Source organism: Roseimicrobium gellanilyticum, assembly GCF_003315205.1.
GTDB classification, from domain to species: Bacteria; Verrucomicrobiota; Verrucomicrobiia; order Verrucomicrobiales; family Verrucomicrobiaceae; genus Roseimicrobium; species Roseimicrobium gellanilyticum.
Window position 1 is genome coordinate 121,618 of sequence record NZ_QNRR01000008.1, and the last position, 15,730, is coordinate 137,347.

12 protein-coding genes are annotated in these 15,730 nt (G+C 59.6%); 8 read left to right on the forward strand and 4 right to left on the reverse strand.

Translation table 11 applies throughout. The features are described 5' to 3' along the window. Positions 1–251 precede the first annotated feature (251 nt). The gene (locus DES53_RS20895; protein WP_113960260.1) at positions 252–632 is read right to left on the reverse strand and encodes a hypothetical protein; all 381 of its coding nucleotides are present in this window, start codon (positions 630–632) and stop codon (positions 252–254) included. Between the two features lie 144 nt (positions 633–776). On the opposite strand from DES53_RS20895, the gene DES53_RS20900 reads away from it, so the two are divergent. Beyond that, on the forward strand, positions 777–2,408 hold the full coding sequence (locus DES53_RS20900; protein ID WP_113960261.1) for an AAA family ATPase: 1,632 nt from the start codon (positions 777–779) through the stop codon (positions 2,406–2,408). 3 nt (positions 2,409–2,411) lie between these two features. Then, positions 2,412–3,749 (forward strand): adenylate/guanylate cyclase domain-containing protein, encoded by a 1,338-nt coding sequence (locus tag DES53_RS20905; RefSeq protein ID WP_113960262.1) that lies wholly within the window; start codon positions 2,412–2,414, stop codon positions 3,747–3,749. Positions 3,750–3,966: 217 nt separating this feature from the next. Here DES53_RS20905 and DES53_RS20910 read toward each other — a convergent pair whose 3' ends face one another. Beyond that, complete coding sequence (locus tag DES53_RS20910; protein ID WP_113960263.1) at positions 3,967–5,076, reverse strand: tetratricopeptide repeat protein; 1,110 nt, start codon at positions 5,074–5,076, stop codon at positions 3,967–3,969. A gap of 158 nt (positions 5,077–5,234) precedes the next feature. On the opposite strand from DES53_RS20910, the gene recR reads away from it, so the two are divergent. Together recR and DES53_RS20920 are read left to right on the forward strand one after the other, a co-directional pair. Continuing rightward, positions 5,235–5,840: a recombination mediator RecR gene (gene recR / locus DES53_RS20915; RefSeq protein ID WP_113960264.1), complete on the forward strand. Its 606-nt coding sequence runs from the start codon at positions 5,235–5,237 to the stop codon at positions 5,838–5,840. Between the two features lie 258 nt (positions 5,841–6,098). Beyond that, positions 6,099–6,734, forward strand: coding sequence for a TIGR00645 family protein (locus tag DES53_RS20920; protein WP_113960265.1), 636 nt, complete (start codon positions 6,099–6,101; stop codon positions 6,732–6,734). Here DES53_RS20920 and DES53_RS20925 read toward each other — a convergent pair. Further along, positions 6,731–9,013: a trypsin-like peptidase domain-containing protein gene (locus DES53_RS20925; protein ID WP_170157269.1), complete on the reverse strand. Its 2,283-nt coding sequence runs from the start codon at positions 9,011–9,013 to the stop codon at positions 6,731–6,733. The two genes, DES53_RS20920 and DES53_RS20925, sit on opposite strands and share 4 nt — an antisense overlap. Positions 9,014–9,119: 106 nt before the next feature. Here DES53_RS20925 and DES53_RS20930 point away from each other — a divergent pair, with 106 nt between their 5' ends. After that, a complete protein-coding gene (locus DES53_RS20930) occupies positions 9,120–9,323 on the forward strand; it encodes a DUF2283 domain-containing protein (RefSeq protein WP_170157270.1) in 204 nt (67 codons plus the stop codon). Between the two features lie 10 nt (positions 9,324–9,333). Here DES53_RS20930 and DES53_RS20935 read toward each other — a convergent pair whose 3' ends face one another. Continuing rightward, positions 9,334–10,818 carry an enolase-like domain-containing protein gene (locus tag DES53_RS20935; protein ID WP_113960268.1) on the reverse strand — a complete coding sequence of 495 codons (1,485 nt, stop codon included), beginning with the start codon at positions 10,816–10,818 and terminating at the stop codon, positions 9,334–9,336. A 110-nt stretch (positions 10,819–10,928) separates the two neighbouring features. Between DES53_RS20935 and DES53_RS20940 the strand changes: the two genes are divergently transcribed. The 3 genes from DES53_RS20940 (at position 10,929) to tnpA (ending at position 15,492) form a co-directional block, all read left to right on the forward strand. Then, positions 10,929–11,327, forward strand: a complete 399-nt coding sequence (locus DES53_RS20940; RefSeq protein WP_113960269.1) for a YkvA family protein — start codon at positions 10,929–10,931, stop codon at positions 11,325–11,327. 69 nt (positions 11,328–11,396) lie between these two features. Next, complete coding sequence (locus DES53_RS20945) at positions 11,397–14,378, forward strand: DUF1592 domain-containing protein (protein ID WP_113960270.1); 2,982 nt, start codon at positions 11,397–11,399, stop codon at positions 14,376–14,378. A 661-nt stretch (positions 14,379–15,039) separates the two neighbouring features. After that, the gene (gene tnpA, locus DES53_RS20950) at positions 15,040–15,492 is read left to right on the forward strand and encodes an IS200/IS605 family transposase (protein ID WP_113960271.1); all 453 of its coding nucleotides are present in this window, start codon (positions 15,040–15,042) and stop codon (positions 15,490–15,492) included. Positions 15,493–15,730 lie beyond the last annotated feature (238 nt).

The following is a 15,730-nucleotide window of genomic DNA, read 5'->3' on the forward strand; positions in this document are numbered from 1 at the left end:
GAACTCACTCATCACTTTGCGATAGGCCCAAGGAGTGGGAACGCCTCGTTCCCGCCAGCGTTTACCACTCGTTGTGATGTTGCGTGCCACACCACGCTCGGTTCTGAAAGAATGTTTCCGGAAATTCCAAGGACGTAGACCCCGCCACCATGGGAGCGAGGCGTTCCCACTCCTTGGGCCTGTGCCATGTCCTGGCTGCATGGGTAGCTCAGGGGAGGTCATACGCTCGCTGTGTGTCATAGAAGTGATGATCAATACCCCTCCTGACTCGCCCTCCACCGCGAGTTCTCCTCCCACTTCGCAACAATCTCCAACGCAGGCTTCGCCGCCGGAGGCAGCAGCGCCAGCACGCGTTCGCGTTTGTCTTCAGTCTTGTAACGAATCAACCGGGCGAGGTACGCGGCCAGCAGTTCTTTGGAGTGCCCCTCATGCTTGGTCAGCCAGAACTGGACCATCTCTTTCATCAGGCCCTTCAGCCATGGCGCGCCGGCGTTCCCATGAATCACGGATTCCAGGTAGTCCATCACGCCGCCTTCCATGGCCTTTTCGTCCTTGCCTCTCTTCTTTATATGCCTCCGGATGATGTCCAACATCATCTCGTCTCGCGAAGGTTCCAGAGGCGCGCTTTCCATGGGGGGTGGAGAAACAGAATAGACTCAAACTTGAGAAAGGGGTGCACTAATATTCTTCGATAGCTGCAAAACGCCCGGTATCCCTGAGAACAACACTTGCCGTTTTCCCCGTCTCTGGGAGATTACCGGACGTTTCTTTACTTCATGAGCGACAACAAACCCGAGCAGCCCGCCTCGCCTGAGGAAATCGGCAAGAAACTGGAGGAGTTTTTCCGCAGCCAGTTTGGCGGCAATGTGCTTTTCAGCAGCTTTCGTGCACCTGGTTCTGATGAAACACCCCAGGTGCAACCGCCCGAGTCGCCGCCGGTGGATGACATGGTGGACGAGGATGCCTGGCTGGACTTCCGCTACAAGCCCGCCGACATCAAGGCGCACCTGGACAGGTATGTGATCCGTCAGGATGAGGCGAAGAAGGTGCTCGCCACGGCTGTATGCGATCACTACAACCACGCGAAGATCCTGCGCGAGCTGCGCAAGAAGGACCCGAAGGCCGCGGAAGAGGTGGAGTTCGCCAAGCAGAACATCCTCATCGTGGGACCCACCGGGGTGGGAAAGACCTACCTCGTGAAGCACATCGCGGATCTCATTGGTGTGCCCTTTGTGAAGGCGGATGCCACGAAGTTCAGCGAGACAGGCTATGTGGGTGCGGACGTGGATGACCTCGTGCGCGACCTGGTGGCGAAGGCGAATGGCAACATCGAGCTCGCCGAGCACGGCATCATTTACCTGGATGAAGTGGACAAGCTGGCCAGCAGTGGTGAGCGCCTTGGTCGCGATGTGAGCGGTCGAGGTGTGCAGACAACGCTGCTGAAGCTCATGGAAGAGACGGAAGTGCCCATGTACTCTCCGAATGACATGCGCTCGCAGATCCAGATGATGTTCGAGATGCGCAAGGGTGGGGAACCCCGCAAGCAGGTCATCAATACGCGCAACATCCTCTTCGTGGTGAGCGGCGCCTTCAGTGGGCTGGACAAGATCATCGAGCGCCGTGCGAGCAAGGGCAACATCGGCTTCAACGCGCAACCGCGTGAAGACGTGAAGGGTTCCGCCCTGCATCGTGCCCGTACGCAGGACTTCATCGACTTCGGCTTCGAGGCGGAGTTTGTGGGGCGTCTTCCCGTCCGGGTCGTGTGCGAATCGCTGGACGCGAACGACCTCTTTGACATCATGAAGCGCAGTGCGGGCAGCCTCATCCGGCAGTTCGAGCGCGAGTTCCTGGCGTATGGCATCAATGTCTCCTTCGACGATTCTGCCCTGCGGATGAAGGCGGACGAAGCGGCCCAGGAAAACACCGGTGCCCGCGGCCTCATGACCGTCTGGGAAAAGACGCTCCGTGAGTTCAAATTTGAGCTGCCCTCCCTCGGCCTGCAGGAGCTGGTCATCGACGAGGCCGTGGTGAAGGACCCCATCGGGAGCCTCGCCGCGTGCAAGGAGCGCGCCCAGTCCGTGCAGGCCAGTGTGGTCGCCCGGGAGGTGGAGGACTTCGCCCACCACTTCACGCATGACTACGGCATGCACATTTCTTTCCTGAATGAGGCCATCCTGGCGCTCAAGGAGCGCAGCACGCGCGAAGGTGTTCCAGTCATGGAACTTTGCCGCCGGCTGTTCAAGGACTATCCCTTCGGTCTCCAGCTCATTGCGGGGAACACGGGCGAAAAGTCCTTCGCTCTTCCCTTGCGCGCGGTGCAGGAACCGGACAAGTATTTGAGTGATCTCGTGGTCGCGTCCTACCGGCGCAGCCACGGGGATGCCCCGCCCTCGCAACCATCCGTATAACTCATGGGAAAAAGCTGGTCCGTCAGTCTTATTGTCAGCTCCATTGTGAGCATGCTGCTCCTTGCTGTGTACCAGCAGACGGACCTGTTCTGGCACTGGGCTGGCAAGTTGAGGGAGTTCTATTATACGGTCTTCATTCTCTCCACGGAGGGGAGGCTGGATATTTCCGTCCCCCTGCAGTACGTGTTCCTCGCGGTCATGTCCTTCGTCACGGCCCTGGTCTGCATCGACCTGCCGCGCGTCTTCAGCAAGGTGGCTTACCTTGCCGGTGCCGTGTTCCTCACCCTGCTGCTGTCCCCGGTGATGGCGTTCTGCGGCGTTCTATTTGAGCCCATCTCAGGTACGTTTGCCATTCTCTTCTCCGGCCTCGCAGGCCTCTTCTTGGGCAGCACGGAGAAGGGCAAGCGTCAGCATGCCCTGCTGCGCTACTTTGCCGGGCGCATCTCGACGGAGAAGTTCAATGAGATCGTGAATTCGAAGAAGCCGGTGGAGCTCAGTGGGAAGAAAGACCTCACCGTCCTGAGCTGCCGCATCCTGAACTACCCGGAACTCTCCAGCCAGATGGAGCCTCAGGATCTTGAGCAGATGGGCTCCCTTTTCCTGCGTGCCGCGGCCGAGTTCCTCGTGAGCAAAGGCGCCTACCTTGACTCGTGCAATGCGGAGGGCGTGCGCGTGTATTTCGGCATGCTCGAAGGCGGCGCCGATGACAGCCATGCGGTGAATGGCTGCAAGGCCGCCCTGGAACTGCGCCAGCGCCTCATCAACCTGGAGCAGGAGATTCAGAACCGCTGGCATCGCAAGCCGTTCTTCGGCGTGTCCCTTGCCACCGGGCCGATGACCACGGGACTCTTTGGCTTCAGCGAATTCCAGTTCTACAGCGGCGTGGGTGAGTCGCTCGACTTCAGCCGTCGTCTGTGCGCCATCAATCTCATCTACGGCAGCCACGTGCTCATCAACTCCCGCACCTACAGCCTGACGAAGGAGCACATGGAAGCACGCCCCATGGAGATGGTCTATGCCCCGCGCATGCACCAGATCTCCGAAGTCTATGAGCTGCTCGCCGCGAAGGGTTCCCTCAGTGATGAGGAACTGAAGTCCCGCGATGCCTTCTGGCAGGGCGTGGTGAGCCTGCGCAAGGGCTCCTACCCCGAGGCCGTGGCCCAGCTCAAGAAGGCCAAGATCGAAGGCCGCGAAGACGCCCCGCTGAACTACTTCCTCGAGCGCGCCGAAGCCGGTCTGAAGGATGACAAGGCAGCCGCAGCCGGTGGTTCTTCCGTCGGCTCCGATTCTCCCACGACCCGCTCCAGCACCCGCCACGTGCGGATGTTGACGGCGAACTAGGCCTGAGCGTGAATGGTGCGGTGATCCGATAGCCGCAAAAGAACGCAAAGAACACAAAAGGTCTGAGGGTGCTGGGTTATCTGGAGCCAACGGTGACCTTGGTGCATTGAGTCGGGATGAGGCCCTGGCAGTAGCGAACTTCTGCCGCTCATTTCGTATTCTCTTTTGCGTTCTTTTGCGGCCATTCCCTCCGCGCTTGCCTCACCCATGCGCGTTGCTACACCACCTGCGCCTGCGCTTCCGGTGAGAGCTCGGAAAGGATGCGATTGCGGAGCTCCTTGAAGTGTTCGGGGTTGCCGGCGCGGAACAGCCACAGAGCTGCCTGATGCGCATCTCCCTGCCGATCACACGCCTTCGCGAGGAAAATGGACGAGATGATGCGGTCCGTCTCATCACTGTCAGGTGTGGTCAGTGGAGTCAGCATCTCGATGGCTTCCGCATAGGCGCCTGTCTCGACCAGCAGCGCGCCATGGGTGCCGCGGATCGTGATGGCTTGGGGTGCGGCTGCCTGGGCCTCACGTGTCCATGCGAGGGCCTTTTGCAGATCGATCTTGACCCTTTCGTGCAGCATCATGGTGGCCATTCCGTCCAGGATGCGTGCCCTCTCGCCACCCTTGAGGTTGGGATTCGCCAGAAGCTTTTCCATCTTTTCCATGAAGGATGCATATTGACCTTCCCGGCAATCGGCCTCAGCAGACTGGATCAAGTTCCACTCTTCGGGGCTGGCGTTGGCGAGCCAGGAAGTTTCAAATTGAGCGCCGGGCTCGTAGCGGGACACCATTTGGGGATACAGTCCCCAGACATAGAAGATCGCGCCCCAAGACCGTGGATATGCTCCCGTGAGACATTCCACGAGCAGCTTTCCAAGCGTGGGTGCGTACAGGCCATCCACGACCACATTCGTGGGCAGGAGCTGGAAGAGAATATCAATGACTCTGAGAGCGAGCGTGTAGACCAAGATTGGCGATGTCGGTCCTTCGTAAGCGTGAGCGGCAGGATCTTCGAGCAAAGGCCAGATGTGGGTGAGGGCCCAGACCATCGCGATGTTTGCTGCTAGCGTGGCAAGGCACGTGACCGAAATTTTCCGGGGCAGACGCTCAGGAGTGGCCGACTGCAGATACGCGTAGACTCCGAAGGGAACGGGGTGGAAGTGCCACGGTACTCCCTGGATTTTGACACCCCATTTGAAGCCACCCGATCCGACGCGGATCTTCAGGAATTCAAGCCCCACCAATTTCCCCACGAATACCTCGACTGTGGCATGCACCAGAACGCTTAGGTACAGCCACGCAAGACTGCAAAGGATGAGGAACAACGTGTCGGGCATGGGACGTTCAGAGAAATCTCATAGCACAGGGAAACGACCACCGTCTTCTGAACCATTCTTGATGTTTTTCCAAGCCGTCGGTCCGCGGCATACGTGTGGTGTGTGATTCATCCCGCCTTGACCATTGACTTGGTGCCGTTGACCCTTGATCACCTTCCATGTCCCTCGATTACCCTGCACCGATTCGCGAACTCATCCTCCAGATGAAGTCGTTGCCGGGCATTGGAGCGCGGAGTGCGGAGCGCATGACCTTGTGGCTGCTGGGGCGGGGGAATGCGAGGGTGGCGGAGTTGGAAGCGGCACTGGAGGGATTGCGCGAACGTGTGGCCATGTGTCCCGAGTGCGGCTTCTACATGGAAAAGGATGGCTCCTGCCCTCTGTGCCATGGCACGCGGCGCCAGCCAAAGTTGCTGTGCGTGGTGGAGCAGGCGGCGGATGTGCTGCGGCTGGAGCGGAGCGGGGCGTACTCAGGCCTGTATCACGTGCTCGGAGGAAAACTGTCGCCGCTGGATAACATCGGTCCGTCAGACCTGCGCATCGGAGAACTCGTGCGCCGTGTGAAGGGGCAGCACCCGGAGGAGGTGATTCTCGCCCTCGGAGCGGATGTGGAAGGTGAAGCCACTTCCGGCTACGTGGCTGAAATGTTGCGCGACACCGGCGTGCCCGTGACTCGACTGGCCCAAGGCATGCCTGCGGGGGGCGGACTGGATCACGTGGACGAGATGACGCTGCACCACGCGCTGAGCGGGCGGCGGAAGATGTGAGGGCCCCCCTTCGAGCAGGATGACATACACGTGAGGTTCAGATGCCGTGCGCAGTCCAGGGCCTTCGGTGCCGCGTCTAGGTCCGCACCCTTACTCTCATGCGCTCTGTGAGCCGCGCCATGAGACGCATCGAAGTACGGTAGGGACATTCTCTGTGGAAAAATGATCCCGCGTTGCAGTCTAGCGTGATGTGTTTTCGTTTCCGCCATTTGACGAATGGCATGCCTTCGTTCATGAAAGCGCCGCTTTCCTATTCCCATGCAGGATTCCCAACCGAAATTTCGTCGTACCCTGAGCAGCATGATTTTCCTCAGCCGCTGGCTGCAGGCGCCGCTCTACTTTGGTCTTATCGTTGCCCAGTCCGCGTACGTTTGGCACTTCATGGTGGAGCTGTTCCACCTGCTGCATGAGGTCCCGGGCATCACGGAGGAGAAAATCATGCTCAGCGTGCTGGGCCTCATTGACGTGGTGATGATCGCGAACCTGCTCATCATGGTCATCATCGGTGGTTATGAGACCTTCGTGTCCCGCCTCGATTTGAAAGGGCACCCGGACCAGCCCGAGTGGCTTTCCCATGTGAATGCTGGCATCCTGAAGGTGAAGCTGGCCATGGCGCTCATCGGCATTTCATCCATCCATCTGCTCAAGAGCTTCATCGCCGTGGGGACGGAGTCCACGGCCCTGAGTACCGCCATCAAGGCTCAGAACATGACGCCGGAGCAGGCGCAACTGACCATGAATATCTCGGAGCACTCCCTGCTCTGGCAGGTCATGATCCACGGCATCTTCCTGTTCTCAGCCATTGCCCTTGCCTGGATCGACCGCCTTACCTACCAGCCTTCCGGGAACCACGGGGAAAAGAAGGGTGCGGGCGCGCCTTCGGCCGCTCATTAGAGCGACTCATACAGCGCACTGATCTTGCCGAGGTCGTAGCCTTCGGGCTCGGCATCCAGCAGATGCTTCAGGTCGGTGCGTGCGCCTTCGCGGTCACCCGTGCGGGCGCGAATCAGGGACCGCTGCAGGCGGTCGCCGTGTGACTCGGGCTCGACCGTGAGGATGAGATCCAGGTAGGGCATGGCCTGTTCGGGCTTTTTGGAGAAGCTGGTGAGGTTGTGCAGCAGCCGCAGGATCATGGCACGCGGCGTGGCGGGCTCGCGGTGGCGCTCTTCCACCTCGCTGCCTGTCGATTGGACGATGAGTTGCTCAGCCTCCACGGAGGTCAGGGTCTTGCCACCATCGAAGAGATCCAGATACACCTGTCGCTTCGTTTCCCTGGCGGGCGGAGTCGCAGCTTCGCTCTTCTTCGCTGCTTCTTTGCCCGGGGTTTCCTTGCTTTCCGCTTCAGCAGGCACGCTCTCCTCATACGCCACCATGAAGCGGCCGGGCAGAGAGACGCCATGGATGTCCTGCAGGCCCAGACGGCGTGCGAGTTCCAGATACACGATAGAGAGCGTGAGCGGGATGCCTTCACGATCATCCAGCACTTCGTTCAGATAGCTGTTGGAAGGATCGTCGATGGCGTCGTTCCGGCTGCCGTGGAAGCCGTTCTCCTTAAAAAGATAGTCCACCAGACGATTCGCGGCCTTTGAGGTGGACTTGGACTTGATGGCTGCATCGTTCTTCAACTCATCCACCATGCGATCCACGCCACGCAGGTAGGGCTCAATCTCCACATCAGGATTGTCATGACGCGCCACAAGGAGCGCGGCCTTCAGCAATTCCGTTTGGTCTCCCGGGCGGCGGAGCAGGGCGGTGATCTCCTGGCCGACGGACTGGCGGTGCATCACCTTCTGCAGTTCGCGCAGGCTGGCGGCTTGTTCTTCCAATTCCTTGGCACGGGATTCCAGGAGGTGCTTTGCCGCCACGGGTTCCGTGAGCAGCTTCTTCATCGTGCTGTCACGCTGTACGGAGTCGCCCAGATACTTGTCGAGCTCAGCTTCGAGTTCTTTCGCGAGCTGCGCCGGCACCGCCTTCTGTGGGGCTGTCTCACCGAGGTGGAAGCGTTTGAACTGCGCTCCCGGCACGCGGAATTTGCACAGTCCTACGGAGCCGCCACGCAGCACGTTGTCTTCCAATTCCGTGACGAGCGTGTCATTCACGTAGCATTGGATCCTCGCCTCATCCACGCGCACCCGCAGGCGGTTCCAGGTGCCCTGCTGGTAGGCGGGCGTGGAGACTTCGGCGAGCACCGTCCAGGAGAAGACGTCCGGTCCATTGAACCTCGTGAGGCGCATCTTCCCTGCGCTTGGGTAGAAGCCGTAGTGCTGATCCTTGCCATCGGAGCAGAAGGCGAGACCTGCAGCGCCGGACTCATCATCCAGCTTCACCATCACGCTCACTTCGAACGGCAGCCCCGGAGTCTCCTCCTTGTTCAGGCACAAGGTGCGCATGCCAAGTCCCTGGCCCTGCTCATTGGCATGAATCACGCCGGCGTGCTGTGTCCAGCGTCCGTTGAAGAGCGGCTCCCACGCGCGCGGATCGAGACGACCGATGGTCAGCCAGCGTTTCATGGGCACGGGATTGGGTTTCTCCAAAAGCGGGCGCAGTGCATTGATGGGACGCGCGAAGCCGAGATTGTTCGTCACGGCGCTCTTCAGCGTGAGCACACCCTGCACACGGCCCTGGCGATCCATCAGGGGGCCGCCGCTGTTGCCTTCCTCGATGGGAATGGCGACTTGAATCATCGGGTGGCCCTCCACTTCGCGCATGGCGGAGACCACGCCTTCCACCACGCTGAACTGCAATCCCTGCGGATGACCAATCGCGACGACATCCTGTCCCTGCTCGACCTTGTCCGAATCCCCGATGGTCAGTGGCTGCAGGTCCTTCTTCGCGATGCGCAGCACGGCGAGATCCAGGTCCGCGTCGGTGGCGTGCACTTCGGTGACTTCATGCTTGGAGCCGTCGCTGAGCTCCACCTCCAGACGGCGGGCATTGCCGATGACGTGGAGGTTGGTGACGATGAGGCCGTCCTTGTCGATGACGAATCCCGTGCCAAGCGCATCCTGGCCACCGCCGCGTCCGAACTGGGTCACAGTGACAATCGAGGGTCTCGAAGCCTGCGTGAGGGCGGAGACACTGGAGAGCGGGGTCTTGGGTGCCTCCGGCTTGTCCTTGCCGGAGAGCAGTGGGCAGACGGCCAGCCACAGGGCGGGTAGAATGAGAAGCCGCATGAGAAAGGGAATGTAGCAGGAAACGCGCTCTGGAGGCGGGTTTTTCTTGCCCCTTTCCTGCTCAGCCGTGGTAATGATTGAAATCTCGCCCACTGCGGCCCAACCCATGAAGAATGCCAGGAAGATTACGGCTGAAGTCAGCAAGAGTGGTTTGGCTGCTTATGTTGCTGTATCCCAGGACCAGGAGAGGGGTAGAAAGGTCTCAAAGAACATCAGGTTGTGCGAGTTGATGCCCGGGTACCAAGGTCCAGATGTGATCATGGACTTTGATGAGACGGGCCAGCTTCTCGGCATTGAGGTGTTGCTTTGACGGAGGCCCGCTATCCCTCTAGCGCCTGCAGGCCGCCCTGGTAGATCCATTCCTTGAGCGTGGGGAAGCTGGAGAGGTCTGGCACCACCTTGCTGCCAAATGGGGCCTCATTCACCGTGCGCAGAGAGAGTTCTCCCTTCGTGATATTCAGGGCGGTGAGTCCATCAGGGAGAGTGGCATACAGGTCTGGATGCGCCTCCGCCGTCTGCTGGGAAATCTCCGGCGGATACATGTTCAGGCCGCGGAAGTAGTGGTGCCCATTGCGCTCCACATGGGGTACGCCCAGCAGCGCCTGCATGGCCAGATCCTGCAGCAGGGCAATGGGTCCCACATTTACGAGATCCTCGCCGGAGATGACAAACTTCTCACCGGGATGCTCCAGGCGGTGCCGGTGGATGAAGCCGGCGTTTGCGAGCCCCTTCAGCACCCCCTTGCAGTTCTTGTGGCTGGTGCCGGCATACCCGAGGTGCAGCGCGCGTTGGGCATCACCGAGTGAACCGTCGCTTTCATCAATGATGAGCGTTGGTGCATCCTTCCAATCGCGGAGTGTCACGCCCACGGCATCACTCAGTGCCTGGTCGCGATGCATCGGCTGCTCCACCCAGAGCATGCGATCGAGGAGTGGACGCAGCGCGGCGTCGCGCTGCAACTCCTCGAAGTAGGAGCGGAACGCGGACATGTCGTGGAAAAACTCATTCCCGTCCAAGGTGATCTGCCAGTCATCCGCGCAGAGCGAGGTGAGCGTTTCCGAGATGGCGCGAAGTCGTGCGCGATCTGAGGAGAGGTCGTTGCCGAACTTGATCTTGAAGCAGCGCAGCCCGTATGCGGGAATGCATTCCTCCAGAGCCTGGGGCAGTCCATCCTGCAAACGCTCGCCCGCAGGGATGTCCTCCACGCGGATGGGATCCGCGAGTCCCACGGTGTGGCGCACACGGATGGAGGGCAGGGGGGACTCCGGCAGGTAATCAGCAGGCCGGATGCCCTCCAGGGCCGGATGCACCTCTCCGAGATCCACACCGAGCTCTTCCGATTTCACCAGACGATGGAGCGGCATGCCGGTGGCTTTGCAGAGCGCGTCCAATATCGCGCGCTCCACAAGACTGATGCCAAAATTCCACAGCAGCGGCGGATGCCCATGCTGCGCTGCCCAGTGGGCCTGGTCTTCCTTCAGCTGCTGCCACAGGTCCAGGTAGGTGAGTGGCGATGCATTGTACCGCAGCGCCACCTTTGCCGCGTGCTGGATCACGGCGATCATCTCCGCCCAATCCTGCTCCATGCTGCTCTGCGGATTTTTCGTGAACCACTTCGGCGGCAGTCCATCGCTCGCGATGCCGGTCGTCGATTTACCATCCACCTCGATGTCGATTTTCACGAAGAGGTGCGGCACCGCCGTCATGGAAGCGATGCCGTAGCGGAAGGGGAAGCGCGTGCGCATGGGATGCACGCGGAGATCCACTTCAAGCACTCGCAGTCGACAGGCGGCTTTTTCAGACATGGGGCGATTATCCAACACTTTGTCTTCCCGGAAATCCAATCCTCCGTGACGCGTTGTGGTAAAATTCCCAATCCCACGGTCACATCGTTCATTCGTATCCTTTCACTCCCATGCCGAATTCCGCCAAATCTCATTCTGACGACTCCCGCCAGCACGAAGACAACATTGCCAAAGTAGTGGGCAAGGAGGCCGACATCGACAAGAAGATGGCTGGCCAGAAAGCCTTCAAGGCTCTGCTGGAGCACGGACGCCTCCTGCTTTCCATGATCAAGGACTACTTCACCGGCGCGTACCGCGAGGTGCCGTACTGGGCCATCGGTGCGGGAGCGCTCGCTCTGGTGTACGTGCTCAGCCCCATCGACGCCATCCCTGACATCATCCCCGGGCTCGGTTTTGTGGATGACGCCGCGGTTCTGGCTTTCTGCCTGAAGCTCGTGGAGTCGGAGCTCAACCGGTACAAGGAGTGGAAGTCCACCCGCGAGGCGGAAGTCGAGGTGCAAAAAGCCTGAGCGGGGCTGGCTTTTCCGAAAACTCGGGCGATCCTGGACCGTACTCATGATGACGGTGTTGCGCTCTGCGTGACCCGTCATGTCTGCCGTGCGGCAGCGGGCGCGGTTTTTGGCCGCGCCTCTTTCGTCTCCGAGGAATGCTTCGTGCTGAGCGTGTTCCCGGTGCGGAGGCTGCTGCATGGTGGAAGTGCCCTCATCCCGTGCCTGCCCCCCAGCCTCTGCGATTGCCTCATGCCCAAGTTCCGCTCCATTTCCCTGCTCCTCGTGACCGCCAGCCTCTCCCCGGCCTGGTGCGCGCCCTTGATGGCGCAAGCGCAACCACAAGCCCAGGTGGCACAGGCGCAGTCAGAGCGTGGGAAGGAGACCTTTGACAAGAAGGTGATGCCGGTGCTGCAGCAGTACTGCTGGGACTGCCACGGTGATGGGATGGACAAGGGCAACTTCGCCCTGGACAAGCACGCCGACTACAAGGCGATGATGGCGGACAAGAAGTTCTGGGACAATGTGCGCGAGCACGTGGACACGCACGTGATGCCTCCCGAGAACAAAGACCAGCCCACCAACGAGGAACGCGACGCCATCACGAAGTGGATCGAAGACGATGTCTTCTGGGTGGACCCGAAGCGTCCGGATCCGGGCCACATCACGCTCCGCCGCTTGAATCGCGTGGAGTACAACAACACGATCCGCGACATCTTCCGCGTAGACTCACGTCCCGCGACTGCCTTCCCGCCAGACGACACCGGCTACGGCTATGACAACATCGGTGATGTACTCAGCCTCTCGCCGCTGCTCATGGAGAAATACATGAAGGCCGCTCGCAAGGTGGCGGAAGACTCCATCTGGACCAAGCCACCCACCCGACTGGTGCGTGAGCTCGGTGCGGGCAAGTTCGATGACCCCAATGAGATCAGCGACCGCTTGGAAGACCAGACACGCAGCATCTTCAGCAATGGGGACATCGAGGCCAGGGTGGAAATGCCGACGGCGGGAGTTTTTCGCGCGTCATTGACGGTGTCTGCAACCCAGGCAGGTCCTGAGAAGGCCAAGCTGGCCGTGCTGGTGGATGGCAAGGAGTTGCGCCAGCTCGAAGTGAGCGCGGATCTGAATGATGCCAGCGACAGCAAGAAGTGGCAGACCTTCCACTTCGACCTGCCGATGGAGAAGGGCCAGCGCAAGGTGGCAGTGCGTTTCCTGAACGACTATTTCGACGAAAAGGAACAGGACCCCAAGCGCAAGGATCGCAATGTCTTCCTGGACAGCCTCGATCTGCGCGGACCCATCCGGTTTCAGTCCGGTGAGCAGTCAAAATTCCTCGACTGGCTGTGCGAGGGACAACGCTTGCAGGGCAGGAGTCTGAGCCTGCGCGGGACGGACTTTGATGCCAGCGGCCCCGGTGTGGGTGGGGACAGCAGCACGGTCTATCTGAGTGGCAATGGATATGTGCATCGCGCGGTGGAGATTCCCGAGGACGGCAAGTACAAGGTGCGGCTGCGGGTGAGCGCGAATCAGGCAGGGCCAGAGAAGGCGAAGCTCAAGGTGAACCTGGGTGAGATGGACTTTGGCGTGCGTGAGATCGCCGTGAAAAGCATCGACGACTCTGAGGAGTGGGTGTTCGAGCCTGTCTTGAAAAAGGGCACGCATGAGCTGCGCATTGAATTCCTGAATGACTTCTACGGAGGCGCTGGTCAGGATCGCAATGCCGTGGTCCAGGAGGTGGTCGTCGAGACCACGGGGGACAAGAAGCTGCTGGCGAACCGCGAGACTGTGCGCAAGTGGATCGATATGCTGGGCTTCCGCATTTTCCGCCGCCCTCTTGAGCAGGTGGATGCTGACAAGCTCAATACGATGACGGACATGGTCTTTGCCGATGGTGGCAGCGCGATGGATGCGCTGAAGCTGGTGACTGAGGCCTTGCTTTGCTCACCGAAGTTCCTTTTCCGCGGAGGTGCTGAACCCATGGGCGTCGCAGAGAATGGAAGTGCACCGGTGGATGAGTTCACCCTCGCTTCGCGCCTGTCTTATTTCCTGTGGTCGAGCTGCCCGGATGAAGAGCTGCTGAAGCTCGCCTCCGCCGGAGAGCTTCGCAAGAACCTACCCGCGCAAGTGACACGCATGATTGGTGACTGGAAGGCTTATTCCATGGCGGAGAACTTTGCCGGTCAGTGGCTGCAGCTTCGCAATATCGATCTCGTGGCGCCGAACCGCCGTCTTTTCCCCGAGTTCGAAGGGGGCATTGGTGGGGAGATGAAGCGGGAGTCGCTGACGTATTTCGACCACATCTTCCGCGAGAATCGCAGCGTGCTGGAGTTCCTCGACAGCGACTACACGTTCCTGAATGAGAAGCTCGCGCGCTTCTATGGCATCCAGGGTGTGAAAGGGAAGGAGTTCCGCAAGGTGTCGCTGGAAGGCACACCGCGTGGCGGCATCCTCACCCATGGCAGTGTTTTGACGCTGACCTCGCATCCGAACCGCACGTCACCCGTGAAGCGCGGTCAGTTCGTGCTGGAGAACATCCTTGGCACCCCGCCGCCACCCGCGCCTCAGAACGTGCCGGCCTTTGGCGAAGATCGCGGACGCAAAGTGGAGGGCACCCTGCGCCAGAGGTTCGAAGCGCACCGTGCCAACCCAAGCTGCGCGAGCTGCCACGCCTTCCTGGACCCCATGGGCTTCGCCTTGGAGAACTACGATGCCATCGGCCGCTGGCGCGATACGGACAACCGCCAGCCGATTGATGCGACTGGAAAGCTCCTTACCGGCCAGGCCTTCAATGGCGCGAAGGAACTGCGCAAGGTGCTGGTGGAAGCGCGCAAGAATGAGTTCACCAAGTGCCTCACGGAAAACATGCTCACCTATGCGTTGGGTCGTGGTCTGGACTATCCGGACAAGCCCTTCGTGAAGGAGATGGTGAAGAACTCCGCCGCCAGTGGTTACAAGTTCCAGGACATCGTCCTCGGCGTCATCCAAAGCCCGCCCTTCCAGCGCATGCGTGTTGGTGGAGAAGGGAAGAAGGTGGCGGAGGGTGGAACTGGTGGGACGGTGGCGAAGTAGTGAATGGTGGGGGAGACTGCCTGCAATGTAGATGGCTTTTCCACAAGCCATTTGGTGAGTCTTGCGTGGCGCTATCGATCAATATCCATGTCATAAGCCGGCCTTTCGAGATTCGGGTACATTCGCTGGGGTATTTGCGTCGCAGGACGAAATGTTGGAAAGTGCCGCGGGTTCGAGTGTCACTTCGTGACACGACGGGATTCTACACCAACCCGGCCTTGAAAGGCCGGGCTAAGACACGGTCGTCGCTCCGCGACTGGAGCATCCATTCAAATCTTACGCCGACACCGTTTCCCGCCCGCCCAGCCAGATTATGCTGGAATAGTCTCTCCACAGCCTCTTGCACACCCTGTAATAGGTGAGTCACCAGATATGGCAGCGTACGCGTATCGCTGCATTGGTATTGTAGTTGGATTGCTTTGACTCGTGGAGTGGAAGTTGTGTGCTGGCACAGCCCTGCTCCGGGACCGATGAGGCTGGATTTTTCCAACTTTGTGCCATCTGGGTTTGATATTTTTCCATTCATGGTTGAGTCACACGCTTCACGGTGCAAGGATTCAGTCGCGAAGCGACGACCGTGTCTTAGCCCGGCCTTTCAAGGCCGGGTAGATGAAGGAGCCCATTGTGTCGCGAAGCGACACTCGAACCGCCAGCCACAACCATGGCCTCTACGTTCCACAATCTCAATGTCCATGTCATTTGGAGTACCAAAGAGCGAGTTCCTTGGGTTACGCAGGATATTGAGCAACGTGTTTGGGAGTATATCGCTGGGGTTGCCCGTCAGAAGCGCATGACCCCGATTTGTATCGGTGGTTGTGACGACCATGTTCATGCGCTTCTCCGGTTACCTGCCAATCTCGACACAAGCAAAGCGATTCAGCTTATCAAAGGCTCATCCTCGAAATGGATTCACGAGGTGTTTCCTCACCTGCGGGCATTCCGATGGCAGGATGGGTTTGGCGCGTTCTCAGTCGCACAGTCTGGAATTCCTGCGGTGTTCAAATACATCAAGAACCAGCGGGCACACCATCGTAAGAAGACTTTCCAGGAAGAGTATGTGGAGTTTTTGATAAAAAACGAAATCGATTTCGACGAGGACCACCTTTGGGATTGAGGATGCACGTTTTGGGTGGGCAGACGGTTCGGGTGTCGCTTCGCGACACAATGATGTTGCCCACCTACCCGGCCTTGAAAGGCCGGGCTAAGACTCGATCGTCGCTTCGCGACTGCGGAATGTCCTCAAGAGCGAATACATTATCAGGGGTGGATTGGGGCTCGCGTCGAATCTCACCACAGTAAGTGTGGGCCGCTTGGTCTTCCAAGGGTTGCATGCGTGTAAATCAAGATCGCTC